Source organism: Planomonospora sp. ID82291, assembly GCF_015711645.1.
Classification (GTDB): Bacteria; Actinomycetota; Actinomycetes; order Streptosporangiales; family Streptosporangiaceae; genus Planomonospora.
In genome coordinates, this window is sequence record NZ_JABTEX010000013.1 from 1 (window position 1) to 18,692 (window position 18,692).

Below are 18,692 nucleotides of genomic sequence, written 5' to 3' on the forward strand. Positions count from 1 at the left end.
AACGTGAAGCAGATGTACAGCGCCGACGTGACCGACGCGGATATCACCGCCTACTGGCGCAAGATCAACCCCCCGCAGTACCACCTCCCCGCAGGAGGTGGTAATTCATCATCTTCCGCCTTAGGTAAATACATGCACACTCTAGAGAAGTGCAAGGATAAATTAAAGAATAGAGAGTGTAGAAGGTTAATCAAGGAGAAGTGGGAGGAATTCCGTAGGAATTTTTGCCAAGATGGATACGAGAAGGGTGGGTGCAGGGCGAAGCCTGAGCAGGTGAAGCTTCTAAAAAAGAATCGCCAGCCGGTAAGTCTGTTCGAGTTCCTCGCAAGCACATCTCCCCTGATCGGCAATAAGCAGTTCAAAAGAGAGCTGCTTAAGTGGGCAGAAAAGGAGAATGGATCCGAAAAATGCCGCCGTGATCCTAGAAATGGATTGACGGTCTGCGGCGGCCTCAAGAAGGACGATCATTACGCCTACAAGGCGACAACTCTGGGAGATGTAATGCTTACGGGGAAGCCTCTGCACAAGCAATCCCCCACCCTCTTGAAGCATGAGGCGGTGCACGCTAAGCAATGGGATAGATACAGCAAGGGCGCTAATTTTTGGCCAACGTTTCTAGTTTATTATTTTGCTGCAGGGCCATGGTGTAGCAACAGATACGAGATTGAGGCGGAAACGAAGGGTGGCGTCACTTCCGAATGTCATCTAATGCATTAGTAATGCTTACAGTAGGTATGTTCCATCTCGGCGAACAGGGCCAGAAGCAGGAAGGCGATGCGGCCCATGCCCGCCTCGGCGGTGTTGATCGACAGCGGGTCTGCCAGGGAGCGCACACCTACGCCCCACTCGGCGAGACCATGTACTCAGCAGCCGAAGCGATCCCCGGTGAGGGGGTGTCCAAGCCGCGTTCGCGGTTGTGGACAGTCGTATCGGCCATGGCCGTACTCCTCATCGCCGGTGGAGCAGGTGTTGCCTGGTTTCTCGGGGGGAGCTCACAAGGTGCCCTTTCCCCGCCGGACGGCCCCTGGCCTGAGCAGCGGAGGTTCATGGTCCTGCAATGCTCGGTGGAAGGATTGACGCCGAAGACGCAGCCCGCTGTCGAGAAGTTGCTCCGCTCCGTGCCGGAGATCGAGAGTCTCACGGCCTACAGCAAACGGCAGGCGGAGGGAGCGCCTCCGGAGATGAGCAACGTCTGCGGTGTCCAGGCGCATTTTGTGGGGATGGCCCGTGAGGCGAGCGACATCCCGAAGATCTCCAAAGAACTAGCGAAGTCGCCGGTTCCGGTGAATCTGGTGCGAATTCCCTACAACTTCTGGACAGGCAAGGCGGATGTGCAGGTCGTATTGACCGTTGCTGGCTCCCCCATTTTTGAGGTCGAAAATGTAGAGGCCCGTATTGCGACGGAGAAGGACAGAGAGGTCATCGTCGAGAAAATTCTGCAGCTCGTGGACGTCGACAAGATTTATTACGAGGATAGTGCTTTCGCGACGAAGGTCCTGACCTCCTACTGCCCCGACGGTCTATGCAGTTTCACTCCCGGCCCAGTCGATCAGGAAGCCATCTACGTCAAGACCGATTCTCCCGGTGCAGTCGAGACGCTGAAAAAAGCACTTGATCACACGCCAGGCGTGGATTATGTATTTCCGGTCTGGTAGTGTCCCGCCGAATGGTGGATCAACGATCTAGCGATACATCGTCTACTGAGGTGATCTCAGCGACTTTCATTTGAGGTAGCCGTGTTCGTAATGGACGAGAACGAGCGCGGCCCGGGCGATGTCATCGATTTTGCTGGGGCTGGCGGTGATGTGCTGGAGGGTCCGTCAGCGCTGGGTGAGCAGGGCGAAGCCGCGTTCTCCGAGACAGCGCAGGCTGCGCAGGAGTTGGTTGTAGGTGCGGTTGCCGGGGGCGAGGGTGGTGCCGTCGGCCGGCTGCTTGACGGGGGTCAGAACGCCGCGGCCTGTGCCTTCGTATCCGCTGTCGGCGAGGGTGGGGATGTCGTGCCAGCTGGCCAGGGCGTACAGGGCGCCGAGCACGTGGGTGCGGGCGGCGGTCAGGTCGTGGACGGATCCGGGGCTCACGTGGGAGATCCACAGGGGGAATCCGTCCGGGGCGAACAGGGCCTGGATGTTCCCGCCGTGCTCGTGGGCCTTGCCGGAGTACCACAGGTCGATCTGCTCGCCTTTGACGCTGGTGGTCGGTTCGGCGCAGCGGTCGGAGGAGATCACTTTGTCGTCCAGGATCAGGTGGCCGAGTTCGTCGGCGGTGGTCTGTTCCAGGGTCTGGTGCAGGTCGGGGGCTTGGGCGGCGAGTACGGCGATGGCCTCATCGAGGTAGCGGTAGGCGGTGGCGCGGGAGATACCGTGGTCGCGGCCGAGGGCGGTGCCGTCGCGGACCCAGCGCAAGGCCAGTACGGCCTGCCGGAAGCAGGTCAGGGCCCTGGTGTGGCGGCGGGTGCCGCGGTGGTGGCGTTCGGCGCGCAGCAGCCTGCCGATGTACTGGGCGAGTTCCCTTGATACGTCGAGCGTGGCACGATAGGTGATCACTTGGGGCCTTCCGACAGTGAACGATCTTGTGGTGAGAACCGTTCTACCGGGGGCTCCACGCCCATTTCCGGGCTTCGTGGATCTACCCGCGTATGTGCCTGACCGGCACCGTTGGCGCCCGAGAATGCCCTGTTGTCCGAATCAATCTCGCTGGGATCACCTCACTGAGTCGATTCAAGAAGCCGCCCGGTAGACCGCGGCGGCTTCCACCCGCCCTCACAGCCTGGCGGCGGCACCTTGCAGGTACCCGGTCCGCCCCCCGCCTCGATCAACCACGCCCTGGCCGCCGTCACCCTGCTGTACACCCAGCTCGGGCTGCGTATCGACGTCAAGCGCGCCCGCGTCCCCAAATCCGGTGAGCCCGACGCCCTGACCCGGACCGAGCAGGGCCGGGTGGAACGGCCGCGGCCCGCCGCGGCGCCCGGGACCGCGCGATCGTGGCCATTCTGCTGTACGCCGGGGCCCGGGTCGCAGAGTGCGCCCGGTTGGAGGCCTGCGACGTCATGCTGACCGCACGGACCGGGCACCTGCGGCTGCACGGCAAGGGCGACGAGATCCGCACCGTCCCGCTGGCCGCACCCGCCCGCGAGCACCTGGCCGCCTGGCTGGAGGTGCGCGGCACCGCGGAGGGGCCGCTGTGAACGGGCCAGTGCGGCCCGCTCACCGCCTCCGGCATCACCCAGGCCGTTCTGGTCGTCGGCGACGATGCCGGTCCCGGGCCTGCGGCCGCACCGGCTGCGCCACACCTACGCCACCCGGCTGCGCGAAGGCGGCACCGATCCCGCCCCGATCCAGGCCCTCCTGGGGCATGCGTCGCTGGACACCACCGGCCGGTACTTCCGCGCCGGCCGCACCGAACAGGCCGCGGTCGTCGAGCGTGTCTTCGAGCAGTGACCGGACTGCCGCCAGTCGCTGGTCACGCACTTCAAGGGGACGGGCTCCATGGTCGAAGCGTTCTCATGCTGTGACACCGAGTAGCTAGTGCGGTGACCACATAGGTTCACCGGGTTGCTGCTCACGGTGGTCAGACCCGGATGGATTGGATATGAGTCGAAAGATCCAGCTCAGCATGGGGAGACACAGTGGCAGAACCCGTCAGGATCCGAAGACTCACCGATCAAGAAGGCCGGAAGCTCCAGCAGATCGTGCGCCGGGGCAGCACCAGCCCGGTGCGCTACCGGCGCGCGATGATGCTGCTCGCCTCGGCCGGCGGCAACACCGTCCCGGTCATCGCCCGCCTGGTCGCCGCCGACGAGGACACCGTGCGCGATGTGATCCACCACTTCAACGAGATCGGCCTGGCGGCCCTGGACCCTCGGTGGGCGGGAGGCCGTCCCCGCCTGCTCAGCCCTGAACAGGAGGACTTCGTCGCGGCGACGGCCGCTACCCGCCCGACGAAACTCGGCCAGCCCTTCACCCGCTGGTCGATCCGCAAGCTCCTCGCCTACCTGCGTCAAGCACCCGGCTGGATGATCGGCATCGGCCGCGAGACGCTGCGCCGCCTGCTGACCCGCCGCGGCATCACCTTCCAGCGCACCACGACCTGGAAGGAGTCCACCGATCCGGACTACGACGCCAAACTGGACCGGATCGAGCACGTCCTGCAGCATGACCCCGGCCGGGTCTTCGCCTTCGACGAGTTCGGGCCGCTGGGCATCCGCCCCACCGCGGGATCGGGCTGGGCGCCGCGCGGTCGGCCGGACCGGCTGCCGGCCACCTACCGCCGCATCCATGGGATCACCTACTTCCACGGCTGTTACTCCGTCGGCGACGACCGCCTGTGGGGGGTCAACCGGCGCCGCAAGGGCATCGACCACACCTGGGCCGCGCTGAGATCGATCCGGGCCGCCCGCCCGGACGGCGCTCCGATCCACGTGATCTGCGACAACCTCTCGGCGCACAAGAACTGGCGCATCCGCGCCTGGGCCCGGCGCAACAAGGTCGAGTTGTGCTTCACTCCGACGTATGCCTCCTGGGCCAATCCGATCGAGGCGCACTTCGGGCCGTTGCGGCGGTTCACCATCGCCGGCTCCGACCATCCCAACCATGTGGTGCAGACCCGGGCCCTGCATGCCTACCTGCGCTGGCGCAACGCCCACGCCCGTCACCCCGATGTGCTGGCCGCCCAGCGCCGGGAGCGGGCTCGCGTCCGCAGCGAAAAGGGCATCCGCTGGGGCGGACGCCCTCTCCCGCTCGCCGCGTGATCACCCGACCCGGTGAACCTATGCGGTCACCGCACTAGGGCGCGTATCGGGTTGCGATCAATTGCGGGGATTCATCCCTACTGCGGGGACCGATCCGGTAGACCGTCGGGCGTGACGCGCACGCAACTGACGGACGAGGAATGGGAGTTCATCGAGCCGTACCTGCCGATCGGCAGGTACGGCCCGTACCCCGAGCGGCTGCGACAGCAGTTCGAGGGCGTGATCTGGCGGTTTCGGACGGGCGGGCAGTGGCGGGAGATGCCCCGGGAGTTCGGCGCCTGGCCGACCGTCCACAACCGCTTCCGGCACTGGAGGGACGCCGGCGTCTTCGAAGCCCTACTGGAAGGCCTGATCGCGCAGGCCGCCACGCGCGGCGAGGTGGACCTGTCCCTGGTCAGCGTGGACTCCACCACCGCCCGGGCGCACCACGACGCCGCCGGGATGCACCTTCGCCAGGACCTCCTCACCGCGCTGGAGAAGGCCGCCGAAGACGACAGGGCCCGGCAAAAGGGGGCGGGCAGGAGGGACAACAAGAGCAGAACGCCGCAAACGATCCCGAAGCAGAAGAGCGGCGACGCGTCCGGCGTCGGCGCAGGATCCGGCTGAAAGTCGCCCTGCTCGGACGGTCCAGGGGCGGGCAGACCAGCAAGATCCACCTCGCCGCCGACCGTGAATGCCGCCCGCTGGCGTTCGTCCTGACCGCAGGGCAGGCCGCCGACAGCCCGCAGTTCATCCCGGTGTTGCAGGGGATACGGGTGCGGGGGCCGGTCGGCCGTCCCCGCACCCGGCCCGGCGCGGTCGCCGCGGACAAGGCCTACGCCTCCCGCGGCAACCGCACCTACCTTCGGAGTCGCCACATCAAGGCGGTCATCCCGGAGAAGAAGGACCAGGCCGCAAATCGGAAGAAGAAGGGCAGCAGGGGCGGCCGGCCTGTCGGCCATGACGCCGAGCTGTACAAGGAGCGGAACACCGTCGAGCGTCTGATCAACAAGTTGAAGGCCTGGCGGGGCATCGCCACCCGCTACGACAAGACGCCTGCGAGCTACCTCGCCGGCCTCCACCTTCGCGCCGCGATGATCTGGATCAAAGAGCTCACTCGGGCCACCCCTTGATCACAACCCAATACGCGGCCTAGAGGACGTCTGAAAAGCTGGCGCTCGCGTCGCTGTTCAGCTGCCTGCGGATGTGCGTTGCTGGGCGGGGGAGGCCCCCATGCCCAACCCCCGACGCCCCTACCCAACCGATCTCACCGACGCCGAATGGGCGCTGCTGGAGCCGTTGGTCCCCGCCCCGAAAAGCGGCGGCCGCCCGGTACTGCACGCGCGCCGGGAGATCGTGGACGCGATCTCCTACTGGCTGCGGGCCGGCTGCGCCTGGCGGTTGCTGCCGCACGACTTCCCGCCCTGGCAGACGGTCTACCACTACTGGCGGCAATGGCGGATCGGCGGCTGGTGGGAGGAGACCCTGGCGGTGCTGCGTGAGCAGGAGCGCGCCGGTCAGGGGCGCGATCCCACACCGAGCGCCGGGGTCATCGACAGCCAGAGCGTGCGCGGTACCGAACGCGGCGGCCTGCACGGCTACGACGGTGCCAAGAAGGTCCTCGGAGTCAAACGGCACCTGCTGGTCGACACCCTGGGCATCGTGCTGGGCGCTTGCGTCAGCCCCGCCAACGCCGGTGACCGGGAAGGGGCGATGGTGGTGCTGTCGCGCAGCATCGACCGCTTCCCGAGATTCCACCACGTATGGGCCGACCAGGGCTATCGCGGGGACCGGTTCATCGGCTGGGCACGAGAAGCGCTCGGGGTGAGGGTGCAGATCGTGGTGCGCCGCGACGGCGGTATGCGCGGTACCTGGGCCAGGAACGACGCACCACCTCGCGAGGTACCGCGCATCGGGGTGATCCCGCGGCGCTGGGTCGTGGAGCGGACTTTCGCCTGGCTGGGCCGCTATCGACGACTGTCTCGTGACTACGAGTACCTGATCGCGACGTCGGAGAGCGTCATCTACGCCGCGACCTGCATGCTGCTCCTGCACCGCCTCGGAGCATCCCGATCATGACTTTTCAGACACCCTCTAAAGACCGTCCGCAGGGTGACTGCGGTAGTGATCGGTAGCGGCGGCGATGTTGGTCCAGCCGATCAGACGGGCCAGGCCGATGGCCAGGTTGCGCAGGCTCGCCATGATCCGAGGTGCGGCACCGGTACGGACCTTGGATGCGTCCTCGCGGTAGGTGACGTCACGGATGTGGTGTAGGGCCTCGATGCTCCAGTGGCCGGATCAGCGCGGCGAGGTGGGCGTGGGTGAGACGGCCGGGCGGCAGGCTGGTGATCGCGTAGACGGTGACGATCGTGGTCGTGCCGGTCCTGTGGTCGGTGCGGCGGCGTTTGACCTGGATGGCCTGGGCGGTGTGGGGGAAGGGCAGGCCGGGTCGGACGGTGCAGAGCTTCACGCGGCGGATCTCGCGGCGGCCGTGATCGGCCAGTAGGGGCCGCTCGCTTGACGGCTTAGCCTCGGGCTTTCGCGGTGAATTTCGCCGAGCTTGATCGTTTATATGAGAAAAGCGCCTGTGACCTGCAAGGATCGGGCTTGTCTAAGGTCCCGTCCCCACCAGTCCACGAGGCACTTTTCACGTGAAGACTACCCCTTCCCACCGCAAGATCACCGTGTCCGCCGACGGACCCGGCCTCATCTCCCACACAGGCGCCCTGCTCCTGCTCGAGACCCTGCGCGTCACCGGCCTGGACCAGGCCCTCTCCCAAGAACTCCAGCGGTGGCGGCCCGCCCACGCGATCCACGACCCCGGCACGACCATCACCGACCTCGCGCTCACCCTCGCCCTGGGCGGTGACTGCCTGGCCGACCTCGCCCTGCTGCGCACCCAACCGGAGCTGTTCGGCCCCGTCGCCTCCGACCCCACCGTCTCCCGGCTCATCGACCGGCTCCACCCGTGCGCTGAAGGCCATCCGCGCCGCCCGCGCCACCGCTCGTGCCCGCGCCTGGCACCTGGCCGGACCCGCCGCTCCCGGCGTCGACGGTGAGCTGATCCCGATCGATCTGGACGCCACCGTCGTCATCGCCCACTCCGACAAACAGCACGCGGCCCCGACCTGGAAGAAGACCTTCGGCTTCCACCCCCTGACCGTCTTCGCCGACCACGGCGCCGCCGGTTCCGGCGAACCCCTGGCCATCATGCTGCGGCCCGGCAACGCCGGCTCCAACACCGCCGCCGACCACATCACCGCGGTCCGCCTGGCCCAGGCCCAACTCCCCAAACACCTGCGCCGCCAGATCCTGATCCGCGCCGATGCCGGCGGCGGCACCCGCCCGTTCCTGTCCTGGCCGTCCCGGCCGGGCCGATGGCCGAGGTACTCGATCGGCTTCCCCCTCACCGACGACACCCAAAACGCGATCCTCGCCCTGCCCGCCACCGCATGGACGCCCGCCTACGACGCCGATGGCCAGGTGAGGCCCGGCGCCTGGGTCGCCGAGATCACCGGCATGCTCGATCTGTCCTCCTGGCCGGGCGGTATGCGCGTCATCATCCGCAGAGAACGCCCGCATCCGGGCGCGCGACTGCGCTTCACCGACGCGGGCGGACACCGCTTCACCTGCTTCGTCACCAATACCCGCGGCGGTCAGCTCGCCGACCTGGAACCATGCCACCGCCGCCGGGCGCGCTGCGAGGACCGCATCCGCTGCGCCAAGGACACCGGGCTGGCCAACCTGCCGCTGCACGACTTCACCCAGAACGAGATCTGGTGCGAGCTTGTGGCGCTGGCCTGTGAGCTGATCGCCTGGATGCAGTTGCTCGCCCTGGACGGTCCGGCCCGCCGTTATGAGCCCAAACGCCTGCGGCTGCGCCTGCCGGCGGTGGCCGGGCGGCTGGTGCGCGGGGGACGCCGTGTCCGCCTGCGCCTCGCCGCGCGCTGGCCCTGGGCTGATCAGATCGCCACGGCCGTCACCCGCCTGCAGGCTCTACCCGCGCCGACCTGACCAGCGGAAACCCGTGTCCACGACGAGCAGGAAGGATCCAACGGGCCAGTGGAACCCCGCCCATCCGGCGCGACAGCCGGGTGATTGCGCTGGTCAGGTCGCGAAAACACACCGTAGCCGAACGCTTCAGCCGAGCACACGAAGATCGTGAAATGTCGAGGTTAGCACTGTGGGATGTCTTCGAGAGTCCTGGGCCGTGGAGCAGGTGGCGGCCGGTCCCGTCGAGGCTGAAGCGCAGGCTCAGCCAGGCCCCGCCGACGGGTCCGCCCGCGTGATCACCTCGGGTCGCCCTCCTGCGTCGGCCGGGACGCGCTCGATGGCGTGACCGGCCGCGTATCGGGGAGGCGCCGTCGGGGTGAACCCAATTACATCTCCCTAAAATCCTCCCACTGCCCTCTGACCACTCCGTCAGGGTCTGGCACCACAGCGCACCACTTAACCAATGCCGAGTCCTTGAGCATAAACGAAAACCCGCCGTCGGTCACTTCGGCGAGATCAGCGGCACCGTCTGGATACGCGCAGTAAGCCAGTTCCCCAGACGTCAGCGGATCCTTAAAAGCGGTAAAGTCACCATCTAGGAGAGCTGGTTCGAGCCGTAGGTCCGGATCGGTAACAACGCAGAGGAGGGACCGAGGCCGAACGGCTTGGGCTACCTCCGCAGCGTTATCTGGAGTTATCCGGAACCATCTGCAACCGTAGGCCCCGTATGCCCAGCGCTCGCACAGCAGAGTCACCCTCCTGGCGACCGCCGTTACCGCTTTCCAGAAGTCGTCGTCCGCAGCAGCCTCGACAAATCTCGACACATCCGCGGGCTCCGGCGCCGCGATGCGCCACTCGAGGCTCAGATTCCCGCTACGGAGCCCAACTATTTCATTGGCAATCTTCGACGGCACGTAGAAATGCACAGCGCCGTCCCAGCCGGACTCAACACGAAGCCTTCCTGTTCTAGAAAGCCGACAGTACGGTCCGTATCCGGCCGCCATGCCTTCGACAAGATCCATCGCTTCCGCTCGACTGACTTCCCATCCATTGCGGAGCATGCGGTACCGGTCAGGCAGTGGCCGACTCACCAGCAACTCGCTAACTTCCAAAGTACCCACGCCGCTTATGTCGATCACTACTCCGAGCGCGCTGCGTAGCTCCGCAGCGTAGGCGTTCCAACCATGCGCTTCGGAAAGTCCGACTCGCACACCTTCGTCGCAGGGACTGACGATAACTTCGGCAATCATTTCGCTATCCATTTAAGTCCCGACACCTTTCCTGTCGGCGAAATATCCAAAGCGTACGTTCCGTCTCGAGCTGTATCCTTGGTCGACTGGAAAGGATTTTTGAAATTGGCTCCCTTAAATACCCCTCCCTTATGTCCGGTTCTGTCCCAGGTGATGTAGCGAGGCTGTCCAGCCGGCGCGTTCTTGTTCTCCCAAATGGAGGCTCCACCCGCAGATCTCTTATTGGTCTTCGTGTAACCCAGATATTTAGCGATGTCGTCAGCTTGGGCGCGTGTGATCTTGCAATTGCTGTTATGAACGAGGATTGGCGTAGATCCTGCAAGCACATAGTAGGTGTGCAGGTCGTCGATGGTCAGATTGTGGACGCGCTGGCGGATCGTCCACATCTTGACCGCGGTGATCTGTGCGTGGGTGCCGGACGAGGTACGCAGCCACATGCCGGGCCGCAGCTGTCCTGCGGTCACCCATTCGCGTAGTGCGGGGACCCAGAAGGGGTGGCTGTCGGTGGCGATGACGTCGTTGCCGTCGTCGTGGGCGCCCGTGGTGATCTGGACGAGGGTCTTGGTGCCTTCGCTCTCGATTAGCGCGGTGACGGTTCTGGGGCCGGTGACGCCGGTCTCGGGGTCGGTGGCCATGACCTCGTCGCCGACCTCCACGTCCTCGATGGCCTTATAGGTTCCATCCGCCATGAGGACCTTGGTGCCGGGAACGAAGCTGCTGCGGCACGGATTAAGGCCGCTTCTAGTTCCTCTTCCTATTCTGCTCGAACCGAAGGAGGACTCGATTATTTGGCCCATGGTCATTTCCGGCCACGGCTTCTCGATCAGGCAGTTGCAGGCTAAAGCCCCTGCGGGGTCACCATCGTGGCAGACGAGATAGGTGCAGGGGTTCTTCTTGATCTCGTCGGCCGAGCTGGTAGACCCACCGCGCATGATCATCTCGGTGCCGATATCGCAAAGTGGCGAATGACCCCGGGGGAGGTAGCATTTGTGTTTATCCCTCCAAGCCTCCGCACGCTCGAAGTCCGCTTTCGTCGTCTTGTGCCGCTTGAAGTCCTTGCAGCCCTTCTTGTGGCAGGTCAAATTAATCAAATCATGCCACGTTTTTTTCTCGATAAGCTTCCTGCACTCCTTGCCGTTGGGGTCAGAGTTGCACGGGTCGTAACCTCCTGCGGGGAGGTGGTACTGCGGGGGGTTGATCTTGCGCCAGTAGGCGGTGATATCCGCGTCGGTCACGTCGGCGCTGTACATCTGCTTCACGTTGTACATCACCAGGAACTTTTGGCGGGTTTCCTCTGATGCGCCCCAGAACTCGTCTTCGCTGATGCCTTTCGGCCGGGGCCTGCCGTTGGGCAGCAGGTTCCACTTCTTGGCATCCGCGTCTTTGAACTGGGGCGCCCACGCTAAGTCCCCGTAGCGCTCCTCCCACCACGCGCGCTCTTCATCGCTGGTGCCGGTGAACACCGGGTCACCGCCGGGCTGGTGCCAGGTATACAGGCATCCCTGGCCGCTGCACGGGACGATGGGCGTGTCCCAGCCGATGCGCTGCCGGTCGTAGTAGGCGCTGAAGTCGATGACGTTGCCGCCGGAGGACCAACCGCTTCCGCCGCTGCCTCCGGCGCTGGTGGTGCCGCCGGTCTGGATCGCCTCGTGGCCGCTGGGGTCGATGTTGGTCAGCGGGCCGGCGTTGCCGTAGGTGTAGCGGTTGGCCTGCACGGACGGGTCCGGTGCCAGCGTGGCGCTGTCGCGGGAGGCGAAGCCGCCGGTGCCCGGCTGGTACCAGCGGGCGTGCATGTTGACCTTGCCGCTGTCGGGATCGGTGTACTCACCCTGATAGCCAACCGACCGCTTGATGCCGGTGCGCTGGATGACCTGCCCGAACGGGTCGTAGGCCACCGAGTCGGCGAGCGCGGTCCCGGAGAAGGTCGCCACCACGTCGCCGTGCAGGTCGCTCATCACCCCCAGCGCGGGATCACCGCCTTCGGACAGGCTGACCAGGTCGCCGAACGGGTCGCGGCCGTACTTGGCCCGGACGGCGCCGGTGCCGTCGGTGACGGTGGCGAGGTCGTTGCTGAGGCCGGAGTAGGTGAACTTCTGCTGGTCGGCGCCCTTGGTGCGCGACGTCATCCGATCCAGGGCGTCGTAGCCGTAGGTGGCCTCGCCGTCGGAAATCATGCGGTCGAACGCGTCGAAGACCAGGTTCTTCGTCTTCCCGCCGGTGGTCTCACTCGCCACGGTGCCGCGGGGGGTGTAGGTGTAGTCGATGCCGGCGCCGGAGGTCAGCCGGTTACGCTCGTCGTAGGCGAACGTCTTGTCGTCGGCCTTGGTGCGGTTGCCCGCCTCGTCCCAGCCGTAGTCGACGGTCTTGCCATCGGGGGCGGTCCAGGAGGTCAGGCGCCCGGCGTGGTCGTAGCCGTAGGTGTTGGCGCCGGCTGCGGCGGTGCCGGAGGTGGTCTTGGTGGTGAGGTTGTCGTCCTTGTCCCACCCGTAGGCGATCTTCGACAGCTCGGTGCCGCCGCTGCCGGTCAGCGTGTGCGAGGTCAGCCGGTCCAGGGCGTCGTAGCCGTAGCTCTGGACGGTGGCCGGGCCCGCGGCGCTCTGGCTGGTGAGCCGGTCGGCCTTGTCGTAGCCGTAGGTCAGGGTGCGGCCGGTCACCGGGTCGGTGGCGGTCTTCAGGCGGCTGCCGTCGTCCCAGGTGAACGCCGCGGTGCCGGTGCCGTCCACGCGCTGGGTCGGGTTGCCCAGGGCGTCGTAGGCGTAGGCGGCGACCTGGCTGCCGGCCTTGGTGACCCTGACCAGCAGTCCGCGGTCGTTGTACTCCAGGCCGTAGTCGCCGATCGCGGTCGGCCGACCCGCCGCATCGTAGGTGAGGTTCCGTTCGGGGGGGGCGACGGCGGCGCCGGCGCCGGTCTGCTTGGTCACCTGCCCGAAGGGGTCGAAGACGCGGTCGATGCGCACCCCGCCGGGCAGCAGGGTGGAGACGGGGTTGCCGGCCGCGTCATAGGTGTGGGTCCAGGTGCGGTCGCCGGCGTCCGGGTGAGCGGTGGTGGCCGGTTCGGTGACGGATGCGACCAGGCCGAGGCCGTTGTAGGCGGTCCAGGTGGCGTGGCCGCGCCCGTCGGTCAGCCGGGTCCGGGCGCCGGCCGCGTCGTAGCCGAACGTCGTGGTGATCGCCTTGTCGGCCGCGACCGGCTCGATCAGCTTCGTCAAACGTCCGAGGGCGTCGAACTCGCGGCGGGTATCGTGCCCTTCGGCGGAGGTGGTGCGGACCGGATTGCCGACCGCGTCGTAGCCGAACCCGAACGTGCGCACCACGTTCCCGGAGGCGTCCAGATCCTTGGCCGCGGTCTGCCGGCCGGCCGCGTCGTAGACGGCCTCGACCGCGTTGCCCAGGGCGTCGGTGCTCTTGATCGCCCGGCCGAGGCCGTCGTAGGCGGTGGTGGAGGTGTTGTCGTTGGGGTCGGTGACTGCGGTGACCTGCCCTGCGGCGTTGACCGTGTAGTCGGTGGTCTTGTTGCCGGGCGCGACCACCTTGATCAGGTTGCCCGCGGTGTCGTAGACGAGGGTGGTGGTCAGCGCGGTCGTGGTGGGTTTGCGCTCGATCTGCGTGCGGGTGATGGCCCGGCCCAGATCGTCGTAGGTCGCCTCGGTGCGCGCGCCGGTCGGGTCGACCGTCGCGAGCTGCTCACCGAGCATGTCGTACTCGGCGATCGACACCCCTGCCGGTCCGGAAGCGCCCGGCAGGGTGCTGCGCACCGGATTGCCCAGGGCGTCGTATTCGACCGTGGTGGCATAACCGCGCGGGTCGGTGATCTTGGTGATGCGGCCGGCCGCATCGTAGGCGAGGGTGGTCTTCGACTCGGCCGGCGCGGTGGCCGGGTCGCTCGCCGCGGCGGCCGGGGCGGCGGCCGGGGTGCCCGTGGCCAGGGCGCGGACCTCCTCAGCCGTCAGGGCCTTGGCGTAGGCGCGGACCTCGTCCAGGGTGCCCCGGAAGGAGTGCTGGTAGGCGCCGCTGAGCTTGCTGCGGCCGATCAGCAGGCCGCCGCCGGCGTTCCAGGTGCTGGTGTAGTCGTTCTCGGCGACGAGTTCGCCGTCCTCGTACAGGCGGATCTTGCGGGCGGCGGCGTCGTAGACGCCGGTCAGGTGCGTCCAGGTGTTGAGCTTGGCCGCCCGGGAGGAGATGGCCTTGGTGTCGGTGGAGCCGGCGGTGTCGGCGGTGTAGGCGACCATCCGCCATTTCTTGTCGCCGGGGGAGTACTGCAGCTTGAAGCCGCTGTTGACCGCCCCGTCCTGGCTGATGACGGCCGAGTGCTCGTCCGCGGTCAGGTAGGCCCACGCCGAGACCGTGTAGCTCTCATCGGTGCGCAGCACCGGAGCGGCGGTGAGCGCGTGCGTGCCGGGGCCGAAGGTGACGGCCTTGCCGTGCTTACCCTCGCCCCAGGTGATCGCACCGGTGGCGGTGGCGGTGCGGTTGCCTCCGGAGCCGTCGGCCAGCGTGGTACCGGAGCCCTCGTCCATCGCCCAGTACCCGGCCGGGACGCCCGGGCCGGGCGGATCGGTCGCGGTGGCGCCGCCGCGGATCGTGGTGGTCAGCCGCCCGGCCTTGTCGAAGACCGAGGTGGTCAGCCGGTCTTCAGCGTCGACGACCTGCGTGGCCAGGCCCATGCTGTTGTAGCCGTACTTCGTGGTCGGCCGGCCGTCGGCGGCCGAGCCGTTCTCCTCGATCGCCACCTTCGGCGCGGTGGCCTCCACCAGCCGGCCCAGCGCGTCGTAGCGGATCGCCGTGGTGAACGCTTCGGCGTCCGCGCCGGAGGCGTTGCCTCGCGGGTCGGTCTGCTTGACCAGCAGCCCCCGCTCGTCGTAGCGCCAGGTGGAGACCAGGTCGGTATCGCCGTTGCCGACGCTTTGGCGGACCATTCGGTCGGCGGTGTCGTAGCCGTATGCGACCGTTGCGGCCGGGCCGCCGCCCGCGCCGGTGGAGGTCTTCTTGACCACGTTGCCGGCCGCGTCGTAGGCGTAGGTGGTGGTGCGCGCCAGGCCGCCGGGATCCAGCGTGGTCGAGGTCAGGCGGCCGGCCGCGTCGTAGACGGATGCGACGGTGGTCTTGCCGCCGCCGGTGACCTGCTTGGTCAGGTTACCGGCCGCGTCGTAGGTGCTGGCCTGCAGCACCACGTCGGCGGGCGTGGTCGAGCCGTTGAGCCGGGCGCTCTTGGCGATGACCTGGGAGGGCAGGTTGTCGCCGAAGTAGGTGTAGGCGGTGGTGCGGCCCATCGCGTCGGCCCGGGTGGCCAGGCGGCCCTCGGGGTCGTAGGCGAAGGACTCCAGCACCACGTCCTTGGGTGCTTGCGGGTTGACGGGACTGCCGGTCCAGTTCTTCAGCGTGCGCGAGGCCAGCTCGCCGCGCTTGGTGTAGGCCATGGCGGTGACGGTGCCCAGCGGGTCGGTGACGCTGGTCTGGGCGCCGGTGTGGTTCCAGGTGGTGCGGGACACGGCTCCGTCGGGGCCGGTGACCGTCTCGACGCGGCCGCGGGCGTCGTAGGTGTAGCTGGTGGTGCGCTCGGCATCGCCGCCGGTCAGGTCGGTGACCGTCTCGCTCGTCTGGTTGCCGTCGGCGTCGTAGGCGTGGACCGTGCGGACGGTGTGGGTCTTTCCAGTGATCTCGTTCTTCACCCCGGGTGCGGTGCCGGTCAGTATCCGGCCCGCACCGTCGTAGGTGACCCGAGCGGTCACCCCGTCCGGGTGGGCGGCCGAGACCTCGGTACGGGCCAGCAGCCGGCCCAGCGCGTCCCACTCGTAGGTGATCTTCAGGCCGGATCGGGTGGTCTCCTCGGCCAGGTCCCCGGCCGCGGTGTAGCGGTAGGTGCTCTCCTGGCCCTTGGGGTTCTTGCTCGACTTCACCAGACCGGCCGGCGTGGTTCCGCCGCCGACGGCGGGCTCGCTGCCGTCGGTGTAGGTTGCGGTCGCCGAGCGGCCGTCGGGGAAGTCCGGCGTCGCCGAACTGGTCACCTTCGCCGTATCGCCCTTGGCGGTGTAGTCGAAGGTGGTGGCGTAGGTGTTGTCGGTCGCGCTGGACGAGCGCGCGTCCCGGCTGGCGGTCACCCGGTCGTTGCGGGGGTCGAACGGATCGTCTTTGTTGAGGTGGAACGACTGTCTGCGGGTCTGGCAGCTACCGGAGGTGCGGCAGGTGGTGATCGCGGTGACGTTGCCGCGCGCGTCGTTGACCTGCTTGATGGTGTTGCCGTTGCGGTCGGTGGTCTTGGCCAGGAAGCCGGCGGTGTCGTAGTCGAATGCGGTGGTCTTGCCGAGCTGGTCGGTCTGCGCCACCAGCCGGTCCCCGCGCCAGGCGTCGTGCACGAAGGTCAGGGTGCCGGTGTCGGGGTCGGTGACCGTCACCGTCGACTTGCCCGTCTCCGCGTCATACTGCGGCGCGGCGAGTTTCCAGGTGCCGCCGTGGGCGTCGGTGTAGGCGGTGACGCGCTCGGTGCCGGAGTCGTAGGCGACGGTCGTGTTCACCCGGCCGGAGGGCAGGGTGACCGTCGTCATCTTGTGCGGCGCCTCGGCCCGCGCGGCGTAGTGGGAGCCGACTTCGGCGGCCGTGAGCGGCTTGCCGTAGATCGCGAGCTCGTCGAGTTGGCCGCGGAAACCGAACTCCTGGGTGCCGGTGCCGGTCGGCAGGCCCGGTGCCGAACCGCGGGTGATCAGGCCGTGGCCGACCTCGGCGTACGGGCGCCAGGTGTCGACTTTCTGGCTCAGCGTGCCGATCTGCTTGCCGTCCAAGTACAACGCCTGCGCCTGTCCGGCGATGGTCAGGGTCACGTGGTGCCAGGCGTTGTCGGTGACCGCGGCTGCCGAGGCCATCGGCGTGGCGGACGCTCCGTAGGAGCCGTACAGCTTGCCGTCGGTACCGACATACAGCATCGGCTTGTCGCGCAGACCGCCGGCGCTTACCGAGGCCGCCAGCAGCGTGCCGGAGGCGGCGGTCTTGAACCACAGCTCCACCGAGGCGTGCTCGCCCAGGTTCGCCAGCGCATAATCCGGCAGGTTCACCACCGAGCCGGTCAGCTCCACCGCGGTGTCGGGGCTGGCGGCCAGCGCGCCGGGCTTGCCGTAGGCGACGTTGTCGCCCGTGCTGCGGCCCTCGTAAGAGGCGGGACCGGCACCGGAGCCGAGATCGGCTGCGACCGAGCCGGACGCTTCACCCAGCCGCCAGTACCCGTACGGTTCGGCGTCCTGGACGAGGCCGCGGTACTGCGAGCCGCTGTCGTAGGCGTACCGGGTGCAGTTGGGGGCGGTGACCGGCGCGCACACGCCGGTCAGCCGGTCGCCCTCGTAGTGGTAGGTCCAGGTGATGGCCTTGCCGTCGACCGGGTCGCTGGACACGCTGGCCACGTGCGCGCCGTTCCAGGTGAACGTCAGCGACCGGCCCCCGGTCGCGGTCACCTTCTCCAGCTTGCCGTCGGTGTTGTAGACGAGGTCCTGGGCACGGCCGTGCGCGTCGGTGATCTTCGTGACCCGGCCCAGCGCATCGAAGAGGTACGAGGTGGCGGATTTGTCCATCAGCCGCCAGCCGCCGCCGGTCTGTTCGGCGAGGGTGGCGTACATGCCCGGCGGCGGCTGGAAGCTGCCGTCGCCGTTGGCGGCGAACCGCACCCGGCGTCCGTCCGGGTAGGTGATCAGCGCGGTGACCAGGTCCCCGCGCACCTCACGCACGAGCCGCATGTCCCAGCGGGTCGACCAGCCCGCGCCGAAGATCCCGTCGGTACGGGCGTCCATGCTGTTGTAGGAACGCGTCACCGACAGGGGTGGGCCCGCAGCCGCGACCGACAGGTCGGTGGCGGCGGTGGTGTAGTTGCCCACCAGCGGGTTGACTTCCTGGCCGCCCACACCACCGGAGGCCAGCTGCGAGCCGATCACCGGCTGGCGCACCCCGGTGGTCAGGGAACGCTTGGCCGACGTCGTCTTCATGCCGTTGCCGGTATCGGTGACGGTCACCGCCCACCAGTACTGCTTGCTCCAGGCCAGCTTTCCGGCCGGGACCTTCCAGAACCTGCTGGCGCTCGTCCCCGAGGAGGTGCAGCCGCTCCCGCTCATCGCCTCGGTGTCACAGATGGTGAAGCTGTAGGTGACCGGGATGGTGTAGGAGTCGTTGCTGGTGCCGTAGGCCTCCAGCATCGGGGTGCGCGTCTCCAGCAGCATGTCGTCGGCCGGAAGAATGAGGCTCACCGATGGGGACTGGTGGAACGAGCACGCGCCCTGGCTGGTCCAGGAGCGGTCCCAGTCGGGCGGCGAGCCGACCTGGCTGTTGAAGCCCGTCACCTTCCACAGCTCTGAGCCCCAGCGGACCATGTCGCCGTAGCTGTAGCGCTTGGTGGAATCCCAGAACGGGTAGTCATCGCACCACACGGTCGCCGCCGACCGTGCGACGGTGCCCTCCCGCTGTACCTGCTGCAGGCCTGCTACGGACGCGCTCTGTCGTGTGACTGAAAAGGAGCGTTTCTCCACTTGCAGCGCGCCCGTGATCCGAGGCGCGGTCAGGGCTGGTGCCGGCAGCACCGCCGACGCCGTGGTGGCCTTGGTCGGCACCAGGGACGGCAGACCGGCCGCCGAACCGCTCAGCTGGACGGGAAGCGTCAAGCTGCCGGGGTTGGCTGCGGCCGGTTGGATGGCAGCGGTCACGGGGGTGGCCTGCAGTGTCAGCAAGCCCGGGGCTATCACCACGGCGAG

General features: G+C 67.5%; 8 protein-coding genes and 4 pseudogenes. 8 read left to right on the top strand and 4 right to left on the bottom strand.

All coding sequences use genetic code 11. The features are described from left to right. Together HS045_RS33700 and HS045_RS33705 are read left to right on the top strand one after the other, a co-directional pair. A partial coding sequence (locus HS045_RS33700; protein ID WP_230885257.1) for a hypothetical protein occupies positions 1–717 on the top strand: 717 nt, incomplete at its 5' end. Positions 718–734: 17 nt separating this feature from the next. Beyond that, positions 735–1,655 (top strand): hypothetical protein, encoded by a 921-nt coding sequence (locus HS045_RS33705; RefSeq protein WP_196455699.1) that lies wholly within the window; start codon positions 735–737, stop codon positions 1,653–1,655. Between the two features lie 66 nt (positions 1,656–1,721). On the opposite strand, the pseudogene HS045_RS33710 reads toward HS045_RS33705, so the two are convergent. Next, positions 1,722–2,543, bottom strand: a pseudogene (locus HS045_RS33710) (transposase family protein). A 425-nt stretch (positions 2,544–2,968) separates the two neighbouring features. Here HS045_RS33710 and HS045_RS35705 point away from each other — a divergent pair. The 5 genes and pseudogenes from HS045_RS35705 to HS045_RS33735 all read left to right on the top strand — a co-directional run. Then, positions 2,969–3,184: pseudogene (locus tag HS045_RS35705) on the top strand (tyrosine-type recombinase/integrase); the annotation flags it as partial. Positions 3,185–3,248: 64 nt separating this feature from the next. Then, complete coding sequence (locus tag HS045_RS35710) at positions 3,249–3,437, top strand: tyrosine-type recombinase/integrase (protein ID WP_196455701.1); 189 nt, start codon at positions 3,249–3,251, stop codon at positions 3,435–3,437. Between the two features lie 188 nt (positions 3,438–3,625). Next, on the top strand, positions 3,626–4,747 hold the full coding sequence (locus HS045_RS33725) for an IS630 family transposase (protein WP_196455702.1): 1,122 nt from the start codon (positions 3,626–3,628) through the stop codon (positions 4,745–4,747). A 111-nt stretch (positions 4,748–4,858) separates the two neighbouring features. Beyond that, positions 4,859–5,859, top strand: a pseudogene (locus HS045_RS33730) (IS5 family transposase). Positions 5,860–5,959: 100 nt separating this feature from the next. Next, a complete protein-coding gene (locus HS045_RS33735; RefSeq protein WP_196455703.1) occupies positions 5,960–6,805 on the top strand; it encodes an IS5 family transposase in 846 nt (281 codons plus the stop codon). Between the two features lie 178 nt (positions 6,806–6,983). Here the strand turns inward: HS045_RS33735 and HS045_RS33740 are convergent, their stop codons facing one another. After that, a complete protein-coding gene (locus HS045_RS33740; RefSeq protein ID WP_196455704.1) occupies positions 6,984–7,196 on the bottom strand; it encodes a hypothetical protein in 213 nt (70 codons plus the stop codon). 181 nt (positions 7,197–7,377) lie between these two features. Between HS045_RS33740 and HS045_RS33745 the strand changes: the two are divergent. Further along, positions 7,378–8,740: pseudogene (locus HS045_RS33745) on the top strand (IS1380 family transposase). Positions 8,741–9,105: 365 nt separating this feature from the next. On the opposite strand, the gene HS045_RS33750 reads toward HS045_RS33745, so the two are convergent. Then, a complete protein-coding gene (locus HS045_RS33750; protein WP_196455705.1) occupies positions 9,106–9,741 on the bottom strand; it encodes a hypothetical protein in 636 nt (211 codons plus the stop codon). A gap of 224 nt (positions 9,742–9,965) precedes the next feature. Next, positions 9,966–18,602, bottom strand: a complete 8,637-nt coding sequence (locus HS045_RS33755) for a LamG-like jellyroll fold domain-containing protein (RefSeq protein ID WP_196455706.1) — start codon at positions 18,600–18,602, stop codon at positions 9,966–9,968. Between the last annotated feature and the right edge of the window lie 90 nt (positions 18,603–18,692).

What these genes read in the sequence shown, in the direction of transcription:
- HS045_RS33705 (WP_196455699.1), top strand. Translation starts at nt 735, where the DNA reads ATGTTCCATCTCGGCGAACAGGGCCAGAAGCAGGAAGGCGATGCGGCC.
- HS045_RS35710 (WP_196455701.1), top strand. Translation starts at nt 3,249, where the DNA reads ATGCCGGTCCCGGGCCTGCGGCCGCACCGGCTGCGCCACACCTACGCC.
- HS045_RS33735 (WP_196455703.1), top strand. Translation starts at nt 5,960, where the DNA reads ATGCCCAACCCCCGACGCCCCTACCCAACCGATCTCACCGACGCCGAA.
- HS045_RS33750 (WP_196455705.1), bottom strand. Translation starts at nt 9,741, where the DNA reads ATGGATCTTGTCGAAGGCATGGCGGCCGGATACGGACCGTACTGTCGG.